General features: G+C 48.3%; 15 protein-coding genes. 8 read left to right on the forward strand and 7 right to left on the reverse strand.

Features of this window, described 5'->3' with window-relative positions; all coding sequences use genetic code 11:
- From ACNA7P_RS05345 to hemC, 5 genes are all read right to left on the reverse strand, one after another.
- On the reverse strand, window positions 1–1423 hold a 1423-nt coding region (locus ACNA7P_RS05345), incomplete at its 3' end, for a hypothetical protein (protein WP_416257583.1).
- A complete protein-coding gene (locus tag ACNA7P_RS05350) occupies window positions 1420–3240 on the reverse strand; it encodes an autotransporter assembly complex protein TamA (RefSeq protein ID WP_416257584.1) in 1821 nt (606 codons plus the stop codon). The genes ACNA7P_RS05345 and ACNA7P_RS05350, both read right to left, overlap by 4 nt.
- Before the next feature lie 8 nt (window positions 3241–3248).
- Window positions 3249–4415: a heme biosynthesis HemY N-terminal domain-containing protein gene (locus tag ACNA7P_RS05355; RefSeq protein WP_416257585.1), complete on the reverse strand. Its 1167-nt coding sequence runs from the start codon at window positions 4413–4415 to the stop codon at window positions 3249–3251.
- 5 nt (window positions 4416–4420) lie between these two features.
- Window positions 4421–6448, reverse strand: a complete 2028-nt coding sequence (locus ACNA7P_RS05360; RefSeq protein WP_416257586.1) for a uroporphyrinogen-III C-methyltransferase — start codon at window positions 6446–6448, stop codon at window positions 4421–4423.
- Window positions 6449–6457: 9 nt separating this feature from the next.
- Window positions 6458–7399, reverse strand: a complete 942-nt coding sequence (hemC, locus tag ACNA7P_RS05365) for a hydroxymethylbilane synthase (protein ID WP_416257587.1) — start codon at window positions 7397–7399, stop codon at window positions 6458–6460.
- 148 nt (window positions 7400–7547) lie between these two features.
- Between hemC and lptM the strand changes: the two genes are divergently transcribed.
- The 7 genes from lptM to uvrD all read left to right on the forward strand — a co-directional run bounded on the left by lptM (window position 7548) and on the right by uvrD (window position 14643).
- Complete coding sequence (lptM, locus tag ACNA7P_RS05370) at window positions 7548–7796, forward strand: LPS translocon maturation chaperone LptM (protein WP_416257588.1); 249 nt, start codon at window positions 7548–7550, stop codon at window positions 7794–7796.
- Window positions 7783–9060 (forward strand): diaminopimelate decarboxylase, encoded by a 1278-nt coding sequence (gene lysA, locus ACNA7P_RS05375; RefSeq protein WP_416257589.1) that lies wholly within the window; start codon window positions 7783–7785, stop codon window positions 9058–9060. Before lptM ends, lysA begins: the two co-directional genes overlap by 14 nt.
- 2 nt (window positions 9061–9062) lie before the next feature.
- Entirely contained in the window at window positions 9063–9890 is an 828-nt protein-coding gene (dapF, locus tag ACNA7P_RS05380) for a diaminopimelate epimerase (protein ID WP_416257590.1), read from the forward strand.
- On the forward strand, window positions 9887–10672 hold the full coding sequence (locus tag ACNA7P_RS05385; protein ID WP_416257591.1) for a DUF484 family protein: 786 nt from the start codon (window positions 9887–9889) through the stop codon (window positions 10670–10672). The genes dapF and ACNA7P_RS05385 overlap by 4 nt, the downstream gene beginning before the upstream one ends.
- Before the next feature lies 1 nt (window position 10673).
- Window positions 10674–11564 carry a tyrosine recombinase XerC gene (gene xerC / locus ACNA7P_RS05390; RefSeq protein ID WP_416257592.1) on the forward strand — a complete coding sequence of 297 codons (891 nt, stop codon included), beginning with the start codon at window positions 10674–10676 and terminating at the stop codon, window positions 11562–11564.
- Between the two features lie 34 nt (window positions 11565–11598).
- Window positions 11599–12321 (forward strand): HAD-IA family hydrolase, encoded by a 723-nt coding sequence (locus ACNA7P_RS05395; protein WP_416257593.1) that lies wholly within the window; start codon window positions 11599–11601, stop codon window positions 12319–12321.
- 150 nt (window positions 12322–12471) lie between these two features.
- Window positions 12472–14643 carry a DNA helicase II gene (uvrD, locus tag ACNA7P_RS05400; RefSeq protein WP_416257594.1) on the forward strand — a complete coding sequence of 724 codons (2172 nt, stop codon included), beginning with the start codon at window positions 12472–12474 and terminating at the stop codon, window positions 14641–14643.
- Window positions 14644–14645: 2 nt separating this feature from the next.
- On the opposite strand, the gene rarD is transcribed toward uvrD, so the two are convergent.
- Together rarD and ACNA7P_RS05410 are read right to left on the reverse strand one after the other, a co-directional pair.
- Window positions 14646–15587 (reverse strand): EamA family transporter RarD, encoded by a 942-nt coding sequence (gene rarD, locus ACNA7P_RS05405; RefSeq protein WP_416257595.1) that lies wholly within the window; start codon window positions 15585–15587, stop codon window positions 14646–14648.
- 54 nt (window positions 15588–15641) lie between these two features.
- A complete protein-coding gene (locus ACNA7P_RS05410) occupies window positions 15642–16100 on the reverse strand; it encodes a thioesterase family protein (RefSeq protein WP_416257596.1) in 459 nt (152 codons plus the stop codon).
- 194 nt (window positions 16101–16294) lie between these two features.
- On the opposite strand from ACNA7P_RS05410, the gene recQ reads away from it, so the two are divergent.
- A complete protein-coding gene (gene recQ, locus ACNA7P_RS05415) occupies window positions 16295–18127 on the forward strand; it encodes a DNA helicase RecQ (protein WP_416257627.1) in 1833 nt (610 codons plus the stop codon).
- The last annotated feature ends 189 nt before the right edge of the window (window positions 18128–18316 follow it).

The following is an 18316-nucleotide window of genomic DNA, read 5'->3' on the forward strand; positions in this document are numbered from 1 at the left end:
CAGCCGAAACTTGCAAATCTTGCTCGTTTAAACGGCCACTCAATTGCGCAATTGTTACATTTAATTCCGGCTGCTCATGCCAACGCCCTGCGCTGTGAATGGTAGCGTTGAGCATGCCTTGGTAATCAGCGGCAAGAGCAGTATTGGCAAGAATGCGATCAAGCTCAAAGTTCTCAACTACTAACTGCAGATCCCAAGTAAACTCCTCTTCCCAGGCTGCATCACCGGTTAATTTTAACGTTGTGGCAAATGATTCAGCCGAGAGATTAAGTTGTTCAACGGCGCTTGGTGTGCCTAAAAGTGAAAGGCGTATTTCCCCATCAAGATAATCTTGATAGCGCATTACACCATCCATATTAAAATCAATCTGCGTGGCACTAATATTTTCGGCTGGCAGAACAGTTGCAGCGCCTGATAAATCTATCATTAGGCCGATATCATCAGCTCGCGCGAATAGGGTATCGAGGCTGAATTCATCCCCTTTGTAAGCAGCTTCTGAACGAATTACGAAATTGCCATGCTCTTGATGCCGCCCTTCTACGCGGAAATCACCCTCAACGCTATGCAAGGTACCTTGCCCCTGCAGGCTTGCATTTACCCAATCGATACCCGTAATCAACTCAGGATTGCTTTGCAGCACACGAATTAAACCTTCCCAACGTAAATGCTCAGTAGTAGCTTCGAATACGGTTACATTGATATCGGCATTGGCAATACCACTTACCTGTTGGTGTAACTGTAATTGCTCAATGTTGCCTTGGAGCTGCCCAGTAACCGTGGTAAAGCCGAAATTTGGTAGTTCAAAACGCACCAGAGTGTTTAACTGCAATGGGTAATTTCCGTTAGGCGTAATGGTACCGTGTAGCTGTGCGTGAAGCTCTGGAGTAGTAACGCTAAAGGCATACAAATGCAGAGTGTCGCCGCGGTTACGCGCGCGTAATTGCGCCCGCTCAACAATAGTGGCGTTATCGCCCTGCACAAACTGTAAATTGGTAAGTTGGCTTTGGTCTAAACGAAACTCGAAAGGTAAATGAATATTGGGTAATGCAGTAGGAAAAACAGGTCCAGGCTCTGCCGAACCTTCACTTTCTGGCATGTGTATTACTACGCCATGCACTTCAAGTGCGCGAATATGTAGTTGTTTACGAAGCAATTGCCATGGCCGCCATCGTAAGCTGATTTCTTCTACGGCAACATAAAGCTCTTCATTCTCATACTGCAAACCCTGCATATCGAAATCACGTAAGAAAGCGCCTTGCATGCTCTCGTAATGGATTTTGCCAGGAATAAACGGGTTCACCGCCGCTAGCGTAACTGTTGTGCCAAATTGTGTAGTTAACAATACAGTAAGCGTAGTTGCCACAATCAGTAGCAACGCGAGCAAGCTATATATAGTGCGTTTTACCCAGCGCCAGAACATCATAAATCAGGCCCTATGGTTAGATGCAAGCGGATCTTATCACCGGGCCGAGAAAACGCATGCGCTAAATCAATACGAACTGGCCCGATGGGGCTTTGCCAGCGAACACCAAAGCCTGCGCCTGTTTTCATGGGCTCACTAATATCATCAAAGGCATTCCCAGAATCGATAAAGGCGGCAATACGCCAGTTCGCGCGGAATTCATAGTCTACTTCTGCGCTTCCCACCAGTAAATGCCGCGCACCTTTTATGGCATCTAAATCATCGCGTGGGCCGATTGAGCGATAAGCGTAGCCGCGTACGCTGTTATCACCACCCGTATAGAATCGCAGTGACGTAGGCACTTTATCGAAATCGCCACTGATTGAAGTACCAACTTCTGCGCGTGAGAGAATGCGCCAGCGATCGGCTAAGCGGTATACAAATTTGCCTTCTAATGTTGCTTGGCCGAAATCTGTATCGGAGAACAGTGCATCAGAAGCACCGCGCACGGAAAGCGCTAAGCGAAAGCCATCATTTACATTAAAGCGGTTCTCGGTATGCACTCGGCTCCACTGTGCGCTTGGCAATAAGAACTCACTATCTCGGCGCTCGCCTTCTAAGCGATCACGCTCAGTAAGCCAATCAAGCGCTAAAATGCGCTGGGTTCGAGTAAGCTGCGTTTGCCAGGTAACACCCACAGAAAGCCTTTCCGAACGGGTATTGCCGGTGTCTTCATCGGTCCATAAGGTACGTATTGCATATTGATCTGTTTGTGGCCTTTGGCCAGGAATAATATAGCTACCACCCACACTCGAAAGTATTTCTGATATTTGTACTTGCGAGTTAAAGCGATGGCCACGGGTATTTACCCAGCGCCGATTTAAATCAAAACGCAGGCGCGGCCCAGTATCTGTGCCGTAGCCGATACCGGTTTGGTAGTGAGTACGCAGAATCGGTTCATACTCTATTTCTACGGGTACACGAAACTCATCATCGGCTTCACGCCATAATGGCTGTACTTCAACTCGGCTAAAATAATCACTATCGGAGAGGCCTAATTGCAGCATGAGCAGTTCGTTGCTACTTACATAATCGCCTTCTTTAAAACCGATAAACCGCAGCATCACATCTCGATCAAGATGGTTATCGGTGATGCGGATTTCGCCAAACCGGTAGCGTGGGCCACTATCTAATTCAAGAACTACATGCGCTTCGTAAGCGTTTAAATCGATACGCAGCTCTTGTTTAACAAAGCGCGATTGATAATAGCCGCGTTCGGCGGCTAGTGTGCGCAAGCGCGATTTAGCATTCTCATAATCCGCATGTTGCAGGCGAGCGCCTCTGCGCACTGCTAAGCGTTGAATCAGGTTATTGAATGCTTGGTCTTGTTCACCTTCACCAACAATTGTAATCGAAACTGAGGCGATATTGATTGGCGTACCGGGAGTGATTTGATAATGCGCTTGCCATACGCCATCTATCAGTTCTAATGAGCTTTCTACTTGCACCTGGTAAAAACCATAGGGGCTAAGCGCATTACGAATATCGCGAAAGGCCATATCGTGAAGATATCTAAGCCGGCTAGTGCCTGGCGCGTTTTGTTGGTGATAGGTGTAAATTTGTAAGCGATTGCGCACGTTTGTTGCGGCTCGGCCACTAACGCCCTCAATTCGAACATTCACAGTTGCAGAGCTTGTTTGCTGCGCCTTTGCTTCGGGTAATATAAATGCAGTAATAAGCAGGCATGTAAACGCCATCAGCCATATTGCAGTGGCATTGCGCGGGGCTACGGCAACGGTTTTAAGCTGGTAGTTACTACATAACCAACTAAACAGCATAGCCTATTCTATCCTTGCCGTAAGATAACGGCTTGGCGAAATGCATTGAGCGCACCGTCTCGTTGATTATTCGCGAGTAACGCATCACCTAAAACACGATATGCTAGAAAATCAGGTTTAATGCTAATGGCTTTCTGTGCGGCGCGCTCTGCGAGCCCCGCATCGCCTTCTTGAATCGCAATAATCGCAAGTAACAATAGCCAATTTGGATGCTGAGGGTGAGCCTTTACTTGTAACTCAATCTCGTTGCGAAGCTCTGCTGTTTCTCGCCAACTGCGAGCATCATATGGGAGTAAATCGCTAGCGGTAAGCGCTTGGTAATGTAAGCCACGCGCCGCTACTTTGGCTGCCACCGCGCCGTAGCCACGTTCGGTTAATACATCTAAGTAACCAAGGCGTATTGACGTATTGCGGCGTTGCTTCTTCGGCAGAGCCGACCAAGCCTCAAGCAGTTTTTCGCGATCGGCACCAAGTGCATTAAAGTGGCTGCGGTAGCAGGCCCGGGTGTATTCGGCTAAACGAGCGCGAGGCAAAGCTTGCTCATCATTTAATGCTGGCAGTAATTCGCGTAATGATTGTAAATGTTTGTGCCGGAACATCGCCGCTGCGGCTGCTCGTAGTACACTCATGTTACGAGGATATTCCTGCAACAGATGCTGGGCGATACGCAGCGCTTCTCCCGAATCGTTGCTGTATTCAAGCTTGGTTAACTGCACGGCAAGTGTGGCCCCATCTTGCTGGGTAGCGAGAGTAATTAAACGCTGCTGCTCAGCCGCATTACCTAATGCTTGATGTGCTGAGGCGGCGATTAGGTAGCACTGGGTAGGCCGAATGTGGTGGCGGGCCGCCTTTTCTGCTAGGTGCGCAGTAGCCGCGTAATTTTTTGCTAACCACTCTGTAAATGCGCGCTCAAGCAGCTCTTCTGCTTGCCGGTGTTTACGGTTGCGTAGCCATTGCAAAGTAACGGAGTGGCCGCGAAATAGTTTTTGTAGTGCCAGCTTTATGAGCCAAATTACAAACAGTGCAATGAATAAAATCACCGTGGCCACTACCAAGCTCATTTCAATCGAGTAGTTTCCCACGAGCAAAATAAGGGTGCCGGAATCTCCAGACCACATTGGACCTATAATCAGCCCTGCAGCAATAATAAGAAGAATAACAAATGCTTTTAGCACGCAGCTTACTCCCCTTGGCTATTGTTGCGAATGTCATCAATGCGATCACGCAGCATGGCGCGAGAAAGTAAACTGGTGGGGTAATCAGGCTCTACGGATAACGCTTGTAACGCATCAAGTTCGGCAATCATTTGCACCACATCACGATGTTCGGTGGCAAAGAAACGCTCTAGCATGTCGATAATATCGCGTAGGGTATTACGATAGTATTCGCCATGGTGGTTTAAGGCAGCTTGTTGGGCAATTTGCAGTTGCAGTTCAACACGGCTCATTAATAATGCCTGCTGATCATGGTTAAGGCGCATGGGCACGCCATCATGGCGCTGCACTTTAATTAAATCTTCACTGAATGATTCCCAGGCACTAGCGAGGTTCGCACGCCAATTCTTGATGCTGGTATCGAGCTCCTCAGCTTCCGGGGTGCTGGTACCGCGAAAATCGGCAGCGAATGGCAAGGTTCTAACTTGTGGTTGCATTCGCAGCAGGCGCAACGCGATGGCCTGAGTGTTGATTTCAGGCAACTCTGCAATCATCTCCAAATCAGAATTAATTTGTCGAATGATTTGCTGATACTCCGTGGGGTTCTGTTCGGTGAGTAAATCACGCGCCTGCTCTAAAAGGTTCATGGCGCTAGCGCGATTATAATCGAAGCTGAGCCGATGAACGGCAGCACTCACGAAATCGAATGCTTCCAACAAGTGCCAATGCGAACTTTGGCGCACATCGGTAGTACGCACCTGCTCACTAAGGCGAGTAAGCTGTCTGGAGTTCTGGTCGGTAGCTACTTGTAAGGAAGCAATAGCATCTTCGCGCAATGCATCTATCCGCTCTAAACCACGCTCTCTGGCTTGGCGTTCGCGGGCAAACTGATTATCCATTTCCCGCTGTATGCTCTCACGCATGTTGGTAAGTTCTTGCTGTAATTGCTCAGGTTGAAATATCGGCTGATCGTTTTGCGCTTGCGCTAATCGGTCTTGCACTGCGGTTAGTTGGATAGCCGTATCAGCGGCAATTTTTTCTTGCTGTTGCCATAACCAATAGCCGCCAACCGATAACACCACTGCACACAGAAAAATAATCACGAGCATGAACTTTGCAAACCAACCAAGGCCTGTTTTCGGTTCCCGCCGAGCAGTTTTGCTATTCTTTTGTTTGGTGGCTTCCTTTTTGCCAGGCGCCGGTGATTTGCTCGCAGCGCTCGTATCTACGTTAGGTTGCTGTTCGTTTTCTTCTGTGTGCTTCTGTTCACTCATGAACTGCGATTCCCTAATTAACTGAAAACAATGGGTAAGTGCTGCTGGCGTTGCATTTTCAGCACGATGAATACGCGCATTAGCAACCCCGAATTCTTGTAATTTATCGGCTACTCGGCCGTTTGGTACTACCCAAACTTGCTGCAATGCCCATTGTTGAGCTTGCTCGGAAAGATTGCTGTAGAACAGCTGCAACTGCTCTACGCTTGATACCATAATACATTGGACGTTTTCTTGCCATTCAGGTTCCGCTGCGGGCAAACTTTCTATGCTTGGCTGGCGCTCATATACTTCTGCTACGGTTACTGTTGCGCCGCGTTTGTGTAAGGTATTTGGCAATAATTCGCGGCCATTTTTACCGGTAATAATCAGCCAATTCTGTTGGCTAACCTCGGCGAACTCGCTTAGCGCTAATAATGCCTCACTGGTATATTGGCTGGCCGGATAGGTTACCGGCTGCTGGCACAATGGTTTCAGTGTTTCGGCGGTACCCTCACCAACGGCATAATAATTGCTTTTCGGCCAGCTGAGTTGCCCGGTATCGTTGGCCTGATTAAACTTACTAATCTGCTTTGCAAAAATGCGCGCGGCATTCGGGCTAATTACAATAACGCCGTGCCAATCCCCTTCGCACCAATGTTGCAGCACTTCATCTGCAATGGGTACAGGCTGAATGGTTACCACCGCATGCTGATACACCGGGTAGCCCAAATCGCGCAGCGCTAACTCCAGCGGATCGCTGTGTTGGTTTGGGCGAATGAGCAAAACTCCCGGGCGCATGAATAATCCTTAATCGTTTGAGGCAGCATATACAGCCGCCAATATTTCACCAGCACCAGCAGCAAGTAATTTATCCGCCAGTTCGCGGCCTAATGTTTCGGCTTGCGCTACCGGGCCTTGGATGCTGTTGCGAATTACTTGCGAACCATCGGTAGCGCCAACTAAGCCACGCAGGATAAGTTGTTCACCTTGTAGTTCAGCATAGGCCCCAATGGGTACTTGGCAGCCGCCATCTAAGCGCCGGTTCATAGCGCGCTCAGCCAATACGCAAGCGCGAGTATCGAAATCTTCTAAAGGAGCGAGTAGTGCTTTTACCCGAGCATCATCACTACGGCACTCAATGCCAAGTGCGCCTTGGCCGTTTGCGGGCAGTGAATCTTCAGGGCTTAAACAACTGGTGATACGATCGTGAAGCTCTAAACGTTTTAAACCCGAGGCAGCTAGAATAATGGCATCAAACTGCCCCTCATCCAGCTTGCGCAGGCGAGTTTGCACATTGCCGCGTAAATCTTTGATGATTAGCTGTGGAAATCGCTCGCTCACTTGGCAACGGCGGCGTAAGCTGCATGTGCCTACAACAGCGCCCGGTGGCATTTCTGCGAGGGTTGAGTACGTATTAGAAACGAACGCATCACGTGGGTCTTCACGAGTGCAAATGGTGGCAAGTTCTAACCCATCCGGAAACTCAACCGGAACATCTTTCATTGAATGCACAGCGATATCGGCGCGGCCTTCGATCATGGCAACTTCAAGTTCTTTTACAAATAATCCTTTGCCACCAATTTTCGCTAAGGGCGTATCAAGAATTACATCACCGCGCGTGCTCATGGGCAGCAGATCAACTTGCAAGTCAGGATGCAGGGCTTCTAAACGCGCTTTAATATGCTCCGCTTGCCAGAGTGCAAGTGCACTTTTACGAGTTGCGATGGTAAGTGTTTGCGTGTTGCTCATGTAATAGTTCCGTGTTTTGCGCTGCAACGATGCGAATGCCGCTGCAGTGAGGTTATGCATTTACCACACTTGCGGGTGACAAAATGGCACGTGAATGCGATTATAAGGCTCTTTATTCTAAACTTTAAGGTTAAGTGTAACGCTACTTATGACAAAACGCACGAGAACCCAGTGGCAATGGCCATTCATTAAGGTGAGTTTGTTGTGCTTGGCTATCGGAATGGTAGTGGGTTGTGGCCAAAAAGGGCCCCTGTATTTGCCAGAGCCCGAGCCAGAAACAACGCAAACTAAGCCAGTAGATAGCGAGCAAGCTACGCATGAGCGAGCGCGTTTAGAACAAAGCCTTTTAAATCACCAGCAACTTCAATTAGTACAGGAAGAACATGCCAAACGCTAAGCCCCAGCAACCGTTTTTTCACAGCAGTAATAACGTGCTGTATGTGGAGCAAATCGCCCTTGCCAATATCGCCGAGCGATTTGGTACACCGTGCTACGTGTATTCACGTGCGGTGATTACTGAGAACTGGCGTGCTTTTAGTGAACAATTACCAGCGCCGCATAAAGTGTGTTATGCAGTAAAAGCGAATAGCAACTTAGCGGTATTGCAGGTGTTGGCCGATTTGGGTGCCGGTTTTGATGTGGTTTCTGGTGGTGAAATAGCCCGCGTAATGCGAGCGGGCGGTAAGGCTGCTGATATTGTATTCTCGGGGGTGGCGAAATCTGATGCAGAAATTCGTTATGCGCTGGAACTTGGTATTGGCCAATTTAATGTGGAATCGGATGCCGAGCTGGAACGTATCAGTGCCATTGCTACCGCAATGCAACACACGGCGCGCATTTCATTTCGGGTAAACCCAGATGTAGATGCGAAAACCCATCCCTATATCGCCACTGGCTTGGAAGACAACAAATTTGGCATACCCATGCAAGAAGCACTTGCTACTTATCAGCGGGCTGCCACGCTGCCGGGTATCAAAATCGTGGGTGCAGATTGCCATATCGGCTCGCAGCTTACCGAGATTGAACCCTTCCTAGCAGCCCTTGAGCGTATGCTGGCGCTGGTAGATAGCCTTACCGAAGTGGGCATTCACTTACAGCATATTGATATGGGGGGCGGTTTGGGTGTTACTTACACAGATGAAGAGCCGCCTCAGGTAGCAAGTTATATTCAAGCCATGCTGAAACGGATAGCCGATTATCCGCATCTTTCCCTGTATTTAGAACCAGGCCGAGCTATTGTTGCTAATGCAGGTGTATTACTTACAAAAGTGGAATACTTAAAGTTTAACGGCCATAAACATTTTATTATAGTTGATGCGGGCATGAATGATTTATTGCGCCCTTCGTTGTACCAAGCCCATCACGATATTGTGAACGTGGCTGCATCAAATGCGCCAGAAGTACATGGTGATGTGGTTGGCCCGGTATGTGAAACGGGTGATTTTCTTGGCCAAAATAGAACGATGCGAGTGGCTGCCGGAGATTTACTAGCAGTTAAAAGCGCGGGAGCCTATGGTTTCACTATGAGCTCTAATTATAATACTCGCCCTCGGCCGCCCGAAATAATGGTTGCCGGTGATCAAGCGTTCTTGATTCGGGCGCGGGAAACGCTTGAAGATGTGTGGCGTGGTGAAAGTTTGATACCCGCTTCTGAAGGATAAACATGCTGATTCACTTTGCAAAAATGCACGGTTTAGGCAATGATTTTGTGGTAATTGATAGTGTTACCCAAAGCATTTTTTTGAACCGTGAGCAAATAGCTACTTTGGCCGATCGCCATCGCGGTATTGGTTTTGATCAGCTGCTGTTAGTTGAGCCACCGTATGATCCTGATGTGGATTTCCATTATCGAATTTTTAATGCTGATGGTTCAGAAGTAGAGCAGTGTGGTAATGGTGCTCGTTGCTTTGGCCGGTTTGTGAAAATGAAAGGCCTTACCAATAAAAACGAGATTAAAGTAAGTACGAAGAAAGGCGTGATACAAATTCGCCTGGAAGCAGATGGGCAAGTGAATGTGGATATGGGCGAGCCTATTTTTGAGCCGAGCAAAATTCCATTTCGGGCGAATAAAGCTGAAACCACTTATATATTGCGAGCGCATGAGCAAACCTTTTTGGTGGGCGTTCTCAGTATGGGCAACCCACATTGTGTAATGTTAGTAGACGATGTGGATACCGCACCAGTGGCCGAAGTGGGTGCTCTACTTACAGGTTATGAACGGTTCTCTGAAGGTGCAAACATTGGTTTTATGCAAATTACCGGTACGAATTCGGCGAAATTACGGGTATTCGAGCGCGGCGTAGGCGAAACTCAAGCGTGTGGCACCGGGGCCTGTGCCGCGGCGGTATGGGGCATACAGCAAAATAAATTGAATTCACCAGTAACGGTAGAGTTACCTGGTGGTAAGCTAGAAATTAGTTGGCAACCTGGGGGGCGGTTATGGATGCGCGGCCCTACTGAACATGTATTTGATGGACAAATGGCATTATGAGCAATAAGAAAGCAACAAGCGTGAACAAAGTGGCAGTTACTGAATCAATGCAAGCGGTTGCACAGCTTGATGCTGCAATGGTGGTTGATTACTTACAAAGCCACCCAGATTTCTTCGAGCAACAGCCAGAGGTACTGGCGCATTTAAATATGAAGCATCAGGCGCAAGGCTCGGTTTCTTTGATTGAACGCCAACAGCGTGCGCTACGCGACAAGATTGCTGCTTTAGAAGATGAAATTACAGCGTTAATGGCCAACGCTCAGCATAATGAACTATTGTTTCGGCGCTACAGCAATCTCTATCAACAACTGTTAAAAGCCAATGGCTTTGCTGAATTAGTGGCGGTATTGGAAAATACCTTTACCCAAGAAATGGGTTTAACCGCGTGTAGCCTGAAGCTGTTTGATAATGCCTTGGCTGTGCCAGAGCAGTATCAGTTTTCTGCTGACACCCACAAACAATTATTATCTCGCCGCTTTCAAGGGCAGCCCGTGTACTTAGGGCGCTTAAGCCAAGATGAACAAAAGTTACTATTTAGTGCCGAACAGCAAGTGCAATCGGCGGCCTTATTGCAGTTAGGTGCACAAGGCGAGCTAGGTATTCTGGCTGTGGGTAGCCGAGATTCATTGCACTTTGAGCCGGCTATGGATTTCCTGCTTATTTCCCAATTACAGGTATTATTGGGCTTCTTACTACCTGGCATGCTTTCCTCTGAAAATCTCGCAGCCAATGCAAAGGAATCTGCCGCGGTTAGTAGCATAGCCAGTAACACAGAACGCTAATATGACATTAGCCGCTGAAGTAACCCGCTTTATAGATTATTTACGCGACGTGCGCGGCTACTCCACACACAGCGTGGGAAGCTATCAACGGCAGTTAACCAAAGCTATTGTAGAGTTAGAAGCGCTTGGTGTGGAACGTTGGCAAGAAGTAGATGTAACTACTGTAGAGCGCTTAGTAATGGCTTGGCGGCATGCGGGTGCAGGGCCAAGTACCTTGCACCAACGTTTGGCCGCCCTTCGCACATTTTTTGATGCACTGGTGGCACGCGGTGAACTGAGTGCCAATCCTGCGAAAGTAGTAAAAGCACCGAAATCCCCGAAAAGATTACCGAAAAACCTCGATATTGATGCAATTTTGCAGCTATTAGAGTTTCCAGCCGATGATCCGTTGGCGCTGCGCGATCGGGCGATGTTTGAACTCATGTACAGCAGTGGTTTGCGCTTAGCAGAGCTGGTTTCGCTAAACGTAAACGATATTCAACCCGACCGTGAGCTCCGTGTTACAGGTAAAGGCAATAAAACCCGCATTGTGCCCTATGGTAAGGAAGCCGCGAAATGGCTGCGGCAATGGCTTGCTGAGCGCAATACTTGGCCTAGCAGTGATCAACCTGCATTGTTTTTAAGTAAACAGCAAAAGCGCTTAACTCCTAGATCGGTGCAACTGCGTTTGAAGAAGTGGGGAGTAGAGCAAGGCCTATTTGATAATTTACACCCGCATAAATTACGCCATAGCTTTGCCACCCATATGTTGGAAGCCAGTAGCGATTTACGTGCTGTACAAGAAATGCTTGGGCACGCCAATTTGAGCACCACACAAATTTATACACATTTAGATTTTCAACGTTTAGCTGAAGTTTATGATGCAGCGCACCCGCGCGCGAAACGGCGCTAAGCGAACAACAGAGTAGTTACAGAGAAGAGCAGTTATGTGGCAATTTCACCAACGTTTGCGGCCGTTCACGGCAATTAGCTTCGATCTTGATGATACGTTGTACGATAACGTGCCGGTAATGTTGCGTGCTGAGCAGCATGTGGCTGATTTTCTCGCTGATACCTACCCGCAAACCGCTGAGCTTGATGTATTGGCGTGGCGAGCGCTGCGTAATCAAGTTGCTGCCGAGAATGCGGAATTGGCCAGTAACATGACTGCGTTACGGATGGCCACCCTGCAACGCACGCTTAAACAGTATGGTATTGCTGATGCAGAGCGCGCAGCGCGGGCAGCCATGGCCGAGTTTTTAAGTGCACGTAATCGCGTAGAAATAACCCCTGAAGTACATGCGCTGCTGGCGCAGTTAGCAGAGTTTTATCCGTTAGTAGCCATTAGTAACGGTAATGCCGATGTACAGCGAATTGGTTTAGGTGATTACTTTCAAGCGGCGTATCAGCCGGGTAATGGCCTGCGTGGTAAACCCTTCAGTGATATGTTTACTGCAGCAGCGCAGCATTTGTTGTTACGTGATGCGGGGCAACTTCTGCACGTGGGGGATCATCCGGTAAGTGATGTGCAAGGAGCGCATACGTTCGGAGCACAAGCGATTTGGCTACAACCCGCGGCTTCAGGGAAAGCGGAAAGTGGCCCAGCTACTCGCTTACCGCACGCCACCATTAGCGATGTGCAGGCGCTTGCTGCCTTATTACCACGTTAGCTTAACGCAGTTTTTTCCTAGAATTCAGCTACCAACACGGCCTCCTCAAATGCGTTAATTGCGCATTGCCTACTGGTTTTTTATACAGTAACATTGCTCACTTAACAGCGCTGAAAACCAAAACCGCCCGATATGAATAAAGGTACCCCAATGGATGTTTCTTATCTTTTAGATGGCTTAAATGATCGCCAACGTGAGGCGGTTAGTGCCGGCGAGCAAGATATGCTGGTACTGGCGGGAGCGGGCAGCGGCAAAACTCGAGTATTGGTGCATCGTATTGCTTGGTTAATTCAAGTAATGAATTACTCACCCATGTCGATATTGGCGGTAACATTTACTAATAAAGCTGCAGCGGAAATGCGCGGGCGCGTAGAAAAACTGCTTGGCCGTGATGTGCAGCGTATGTGGATAGGTACGTTCCATGGCCTAGCTCATCGGCTATTGCGAGCGCATTATCAAGACGCGCGTTTGCCGCAGAACTTTCAAATCCTCGATTCGGATGATCAGCAGCGCCTGCTGAAACGCACCATTAAGGCGCTTAATTTAGACGAAAAGCAATGGCCTGCTAAGCAAGCAGCATGGTACATCAATGCCAAGAAAGACGATGGTTTGCGGGCGCAGCACATTGATACCTTTGATCCTACTGAGCAAACCCAGTTGCAAATCTATCGCGCTTATCAAGAGGCTTGCGATCGAGCGGGTTTGGTAGATTTTGCCGAACTCTTATTGCGCGTACACGAGCTATTACGCGATAACAAACATGTGCGCGAGCATTACCAGCGCCGGTTCCGGCATATTTTGGTAGATGAATTCCAAGATACGAACCAAATTCAGTATGCCTGGGTACGCATGCTTGCGGGGCAAGAAAACCATGTGGCGATTGTTGGTGATGATGATCAATCGATCTACGGTTGGCGTGGGGCTCAGGTGGAAAACCTGCAACATTTCTTACGTGATTTCCCCAACGCGCAAACAATCCGTTTAGAGCAAAACTATCGCTCTACGGCCACCATTTTGAATTCTGCCAACAAAGTAATCGGTAATAATAGCGATCGGCTTGGTAAAGATTTATGGACCGAAGGCCAAGAGGGTGAGCAAATTTCCCTGTATGCGGCATTTAATGAACAAGAAGAATCCCGTTACATTGTGAGCCAAATTAAGCGCTGGCAAGATCAAGGCGGCGCGCTTAGTGATGTGGCATTGTTATATCGTAATAATGCGCAATCGCGGGTGCTGGAAGAAGGCTTGTTGTACGCAGGGTTGGCGTATCGCATTTATGGTGGCTTGCGCTTCTTTGATCGCCAAGAGGTGAAAGATGCCGTGGCCTATTTGCGTTTGCTGAGCAATCGCCAAGATGATGCCGCGTTCGAGCGTGTGGTGAATACACCCACCCGGGGTATCGGCGAACGCACACTTGGATTAGTGCGCGAATTAGCTCGCGGTCGGCAGCTTACGATGTGGGATGCGGCTCGCGTTATGGTGCAGGAATCGCTGCTGAGTGGCCGGGCAAAAAGCGCAGTGGCAGGCTTTTTGGATTTAATTAATGAGCTCGAAGATCACTGCACAGATAAGCCACTTTCCATGCAAGCGGATACTGTAATGAAGCGCAGTGGCTTGTTGGCAATGTACCAAGCCGAACAAAGTGATAAAGCAGAAACTCGCGTAGAAAACTTGCAAGAGCTAGTAAGTGCTACGGAAACGTTTGCCCCTACTGGCGAGGAAGGCATAACCCCTCTGGCCGAATTTCTCGCTCATGCTGCATTAGAATCGGGTGAAGAGCAAGCGGATGCATATCAAGATGCGGTGCAGCTGATGACCTTACATAGTGCTAAAGGGCTGGAATTCCGTTTGGTATTCATGACCGGCATGGAGGAAGGAACCTTTCCTTCACAAATGTCGGCAGGAGAACCTGGGCGGCTGGAAGAAGAGCGGCGGCTTTGTTATGTGGGCATGACCCGAGCCATGGAAAAGCTCATTCTTACCTACGCGGAAAGTAGGCGCTTATATGGCCAAGAAAACTTTCATACGCCAAGCCGCTTTATCGCCGAAATTCCTGTGGAGTATCTTGATGAAGTGCGGGCGCAAACCCGGGTACAGCAACCCATGCAACAGCGTAGCCGTTTCCATAGTGGCGCTTCCCATGAATCTTTTACGGAAACGGGCTTTCGCTTAGGGCAGCGTGTTTTGCATCAAGTGTTCGGCGAAGGAACCGTGCTGAACTACGAGGGCTCCGGGCCGCAAAGCCGCATTCAAGTAAATTTTGATGCAGTGGGAAGCAAATGGCTCATGGTGAGCTACGCCAAGCTCACGCCATTAAGTTAGCATTACTCGCTCGCCCGAATCGCTTTCGCAGCTTTGCGCACTTGCTGATGCGTGCGTACTGCATCTACAGTGTAGATGGCGAGGGCGCTCCAGATAATAATGAAGGTGATCAGCTTATCTGCGGAAAGTGGTTCGTTATAAATCAGTACTGCTAAGATAAACATCATGCTGGGTGCAATGTATTGGAACAGCCCCAAGGTGGAGTAGCGAATGCGCTTGGCGGCGCCAGTAAAGAACAGCAAAGGCACCGTGGTAATAACGCCAGCCAATACTAACAAGCCATTGAGTTGCCATGTATTTTCCAACATGTTGCTAGCGCTACTATTAGCAAATATAAAGAAATAAACCAAGATAAAAGGTAATAGCAGAATTACTTCCAGCCATAAGCCAGTAAGCGAATCAAATGGCAGTTTTTTGCGGATTGCGCCATAGGTAGCAAAAGAACCCGCTAGCACCAGTGCTATCCATGGTACCGAGCCGAAAGTAATGATTTGAATCGCCACACCAATAACCGCCAATAATACGGCAATCACTTGCAAGCGGCGCAAACGTTCGCCGAAGAACAGCATACCTATGGCCACGTTCAGTAACGGATTAATATAATAACCCAGGCTGGCATCAAGAATATGGTCGTTGGCCACAGCCCAAATAAACAAAAACCAGTTCAAGCCAATTAAACAGGCAGCAAGTGCCAGTTGTAGTAGTAGCTTTGGGGAATCAAAGGCGCGCACCACCTGTTGCATGCGGCCACTGGCTAAAATTAGTACCAACATAAAAAGAAACGCCCACATAATTCGATGAGCAAGCACTTCTAGGGCTGGCACATGGGCGAGTGTTTTAAAATAAATTGGCGCTAAACCCCAAATCATATAGGCGCCAAGAGCGAAGAAAACGCCTTGGCGGGCAGTGTTTGTACCGGTGTCTGGGGTATTTGAGTTCGCCACAAATGTTACCTATGTGAGAGGCAGATTAGGCCCTTAATACGGTGGAAGGTGTTTTTAGCCAACGATATAAGTGCCAGTACCAAAAGCAATTAACATGCCTTCTTCATTATGCATCTCCATACGCGCAACAGCTACCCGGCTGCCTGAACGAATAATGGTAGCGGTAGTAATAAACTCTTTACCACGGCCGGGGCGCACATAATCCACACGTAAATCAATAGTACCGCAGCGGGCCATATGTTTTACGATTTGCTCAGCGGTTAGACCTTTATCTAAACGTTCAATAACGCTCGCCATAATCACCACGCCGCCAGCGGTATCTAAAGCGGTAGCTGTGGCCCCACCATGCAGAATTTGCATGGGCGCGTTGCCCACCAGTTCATCTTTCCATTGAAAGCGCACTTCCGATTCTTGCGCGTCAAATTTGGTTACTTGGATACCCAGATACTTTTGAAAAGGGATCCGTTCGTTCATAAAGGCGGAAATTTGCTCAATTACGGCAGAATGCGTCATATGCTCATGGTTATCTGTGGCTAGGATGCATACAATAGGCAGCATCAAACTTTGAGTCAATGTTGAATCAGCGGATCGCCTTGTTTTTGCGCCGAAATCGTTATGAATCTAGGTAGCTAAAGGAAGATGCTTAAGCAACACACCCAATGCGAATACCATAACAACAAAGTGAGAATCTATTGCCACAGTTTTCCATGGCCAATCATCACGCAACCGAACACCAAGGTGCAACGCTTACTCAGGCGGCTGAATTACTGAAAAAGGTATTCGGCTATGATGCTTTTCGATTTGGCCAAGAAGAGATTATTAGTAATGTGTTTGCTGGTGGCGATACGCTTGCTTTGTTGCCAACGGGTGCTGGTAAATCACTATGCTACCAGCTACCCGCTATGTTACTCGATGGCGTTACCATTGTAGTTTCACCGTTGGTATCTTTAATGGACGACCAAGTTGCCGCAATGCGGGAAGTAGGGTTGCCTGCCGCTGCTATTCACTCTGGCTTAAATGCCCCAGAAATTATGGAAACCTTTCGCCTATTACACCGTGGTGAGCTGAAGGTGCTGTATTTGGCGCCGGAGCGGTTGTTGCAGGCTCATTTCCGTGAGCGTTTGCAAGAGCTCAAGGTAGCGTTGATCGCAGTAGATGAAGCACACTGTATCTCGCAATGGGGCCATGATTTTCGGCCTGAGTATGGGCAGCTAGGAATGGTGCGCGAGTGGTTGCCTAGCGTGCCTGTTCTAGCACTTACGGCAACTGCTGATGCGGTAACCCGGCAAGATATTATCGATCGTTTGCAACTGCGTGAACCACGCTTAGTGCAAGGCTCCTTTGATCGCCCCAATATTCGTTATATCGTGCAAGAAAAATATAAGGCTCGTACTCAAGTACTAAAATATGTGAAACGGCAACGTGGTGCATCTGGCATCATTTATTGTGGTAGCCGAAAACGCACAGAAGAGCTTGCCGAAATGCTGATGCGAGAAGGAGTGCGCGCGGCCGCCTACCATGCTGGATTAAATCATGATGTGCGTAATGCCGCCTTAAAAGGCTTCATTCGTGATGATATTGATGTAGTAGTGGCCACGGTTGCCTTTGGCATGGGTATCAATAAACCGAATGTGCGCTTTGTTATGCATTTTGATTTGCCTCGCAGCATCGAAGCCTACTATCAAGAAACTGGCCGAGCAGGTCGTGATGGCGCCGCAGCCGAAGCGATTATGTTGTACGAGCCAGGCGACGCGGCTTGGGTGTGGCGTATGCTGGAAGAGCATGATGAAACACCGCAATTGCGGGTGGAAAAGCAAAAGTTTTCCGCCATGAATTCATTTGCGGAGGCGCAAACCTGCCGCCGTTTAGTGTTATTAAACTACTTCAATGAGTATCGCGATAAAGCCTGTGGTAATTGCGATCTCTGTTTACAACCTCCCCGCCAGTATGATGGCACAGTAGATGCACAAAAAGCGCTAAGTTGTGTATATCGAACGGGCCAACAGTTCGGTGTGAACCATGTGGTAGATGTACTGCGAGGCAGCCAAAACCAAAAAATTAAACAGTTCAACCACGAGCAACTTTCCACCTATGGTATCGGTAGCGATCACTCTGCTGAATATTGGGTTTCTGTGATTCGGCAATTAATTCATCGGGGCTTGCTCATTCAAGATATTCGTCGGCATAGCGCCTTGGTGCTTACCGAAGAGGCTCGGCCGTTATTGCGTGGTGAAATAGCGCTTACGCTTGCCGAACCGCGGTTGGCTGCCACTAGTGGGCTCAACAGTGTGGTTGAGCAAGGCCAACATGATAAAGCGTTATTTAGGCGCTTGAAGAAGTTGCGTAAAGAAATCGCTGAAACCGAAGGTAAGCCACCATTTGTGGTATTCAGTGATGTGAGCCTCCAAGAAATGGCCTTGTTACTGCCCACCTCTGAACAAGAATTCCTGCGTATATCAGGTGTTGGTTTAATTAAGCTGGAGCGATATGGCCACGCCTTTATAACCGAAATAAGCGAATATCTTGCTGCTGATCAATAATTAATCTATGGCAATTGTAAAAATTTTGTCATCTTAGTTGTATAATCTATACTCGAAAACATAACTGGTAAGTTACAATTAAATAACAAAAAGGCGGCAAATTTCGGCAGAAAAGCGGTGAAACTGTCACGAATTTGTCATAGAATACGCGCGCTTAATTTTGTCGATTGTCATTGAATTGCAACATTC

It is taken from the genome of Aliidiomarina sp. (assembly GCF_047920995.1).
In the GTDB taxonomy this organism is placed as follows: Bacteria; Pseudomonadota; Gammaproteobacteria; order Enterobacterales; family Alteromonadaceae; genus Aliidiomarina.

Coding starts and splice junctions, on each gene's coding strand:
- lptM (WP_416257588.1), top strand. CDS start 7,548: ATGACAAAACGCACGAGAACCCAGTGGCAATGGCCATTCATTAAGGTG.
- ACNA7P_RS05385 (WP_416257591.1), top strand. CDS start 9,887: ATGAGCAATAAGAAAGCAACAAGCGTGAACAAAGTGGCAGTTACTGAA.
- uvrD (WP_416257594.1), top strand. CDS start 12,472: ATGGATGTTTCTTATCTTTTAGATGGCTTAAATGATCGCCAACGTGAG.
- ACNA7P_RS05410 (WP_416257596.1), bottom strand. CDS start 16,100: ATGACGCATTCTGCCGTAATTGAGCAAATTTCCGCCTTTATGAACGAA.
- ACNA7P_RS05360 (WP_416257586.1), bottom strand. CDS start 6,448: ATGCGCCCGGGAGTTTTGCTCATTCGCCCAAACCAACACAGCGATCCG.
- xerC (WP_416257592.1), top strand. CDS start 10,674: ATGACATTAGCCGCTGAAGTAACCCGCTTTATAGATTATTTACGCGAC.
- lysA (WP_416257589.1), top strand. CDS start 7,783: ATGCCAAACGCTAAGCCCCAGCAACCGTTTTTTCACAGCAGTAATAAC.
- hemC (WP_416257587.1), bottom strand. CDS start 7,399: ATGAGCAACACGCAAACACTTACCATCGCAACTCGTAAAAGTGCACTT.
- ACNA7P_RS05350 (WP_416257584.1), bottom strand. CDS start 3,240: ATGCTGTTTAGTTGGTTATGTAGTAACTACCAGCTTAAAACCGTTGCC.
- dapF (WP_416257590.1), top strand. CDS start 9,063: ATGCTGATTCACTTTGCAAAAATGCACGGTTTAGGCAATGATTTTGTG.
- recQ (WP_416257627.1), top strand. CDS start 16,295: ATGGCCAATCATCACGCAACCGAACACCAAGGTGCAACGCTTACTCAG.
- ACNA7P_RS05395 (WP_416257593.1), top strand. CDS start 11,599: ATGTGGCAATTTCACCAACGTTTGCGGCCGTTCACGGCAATTAGCTTC.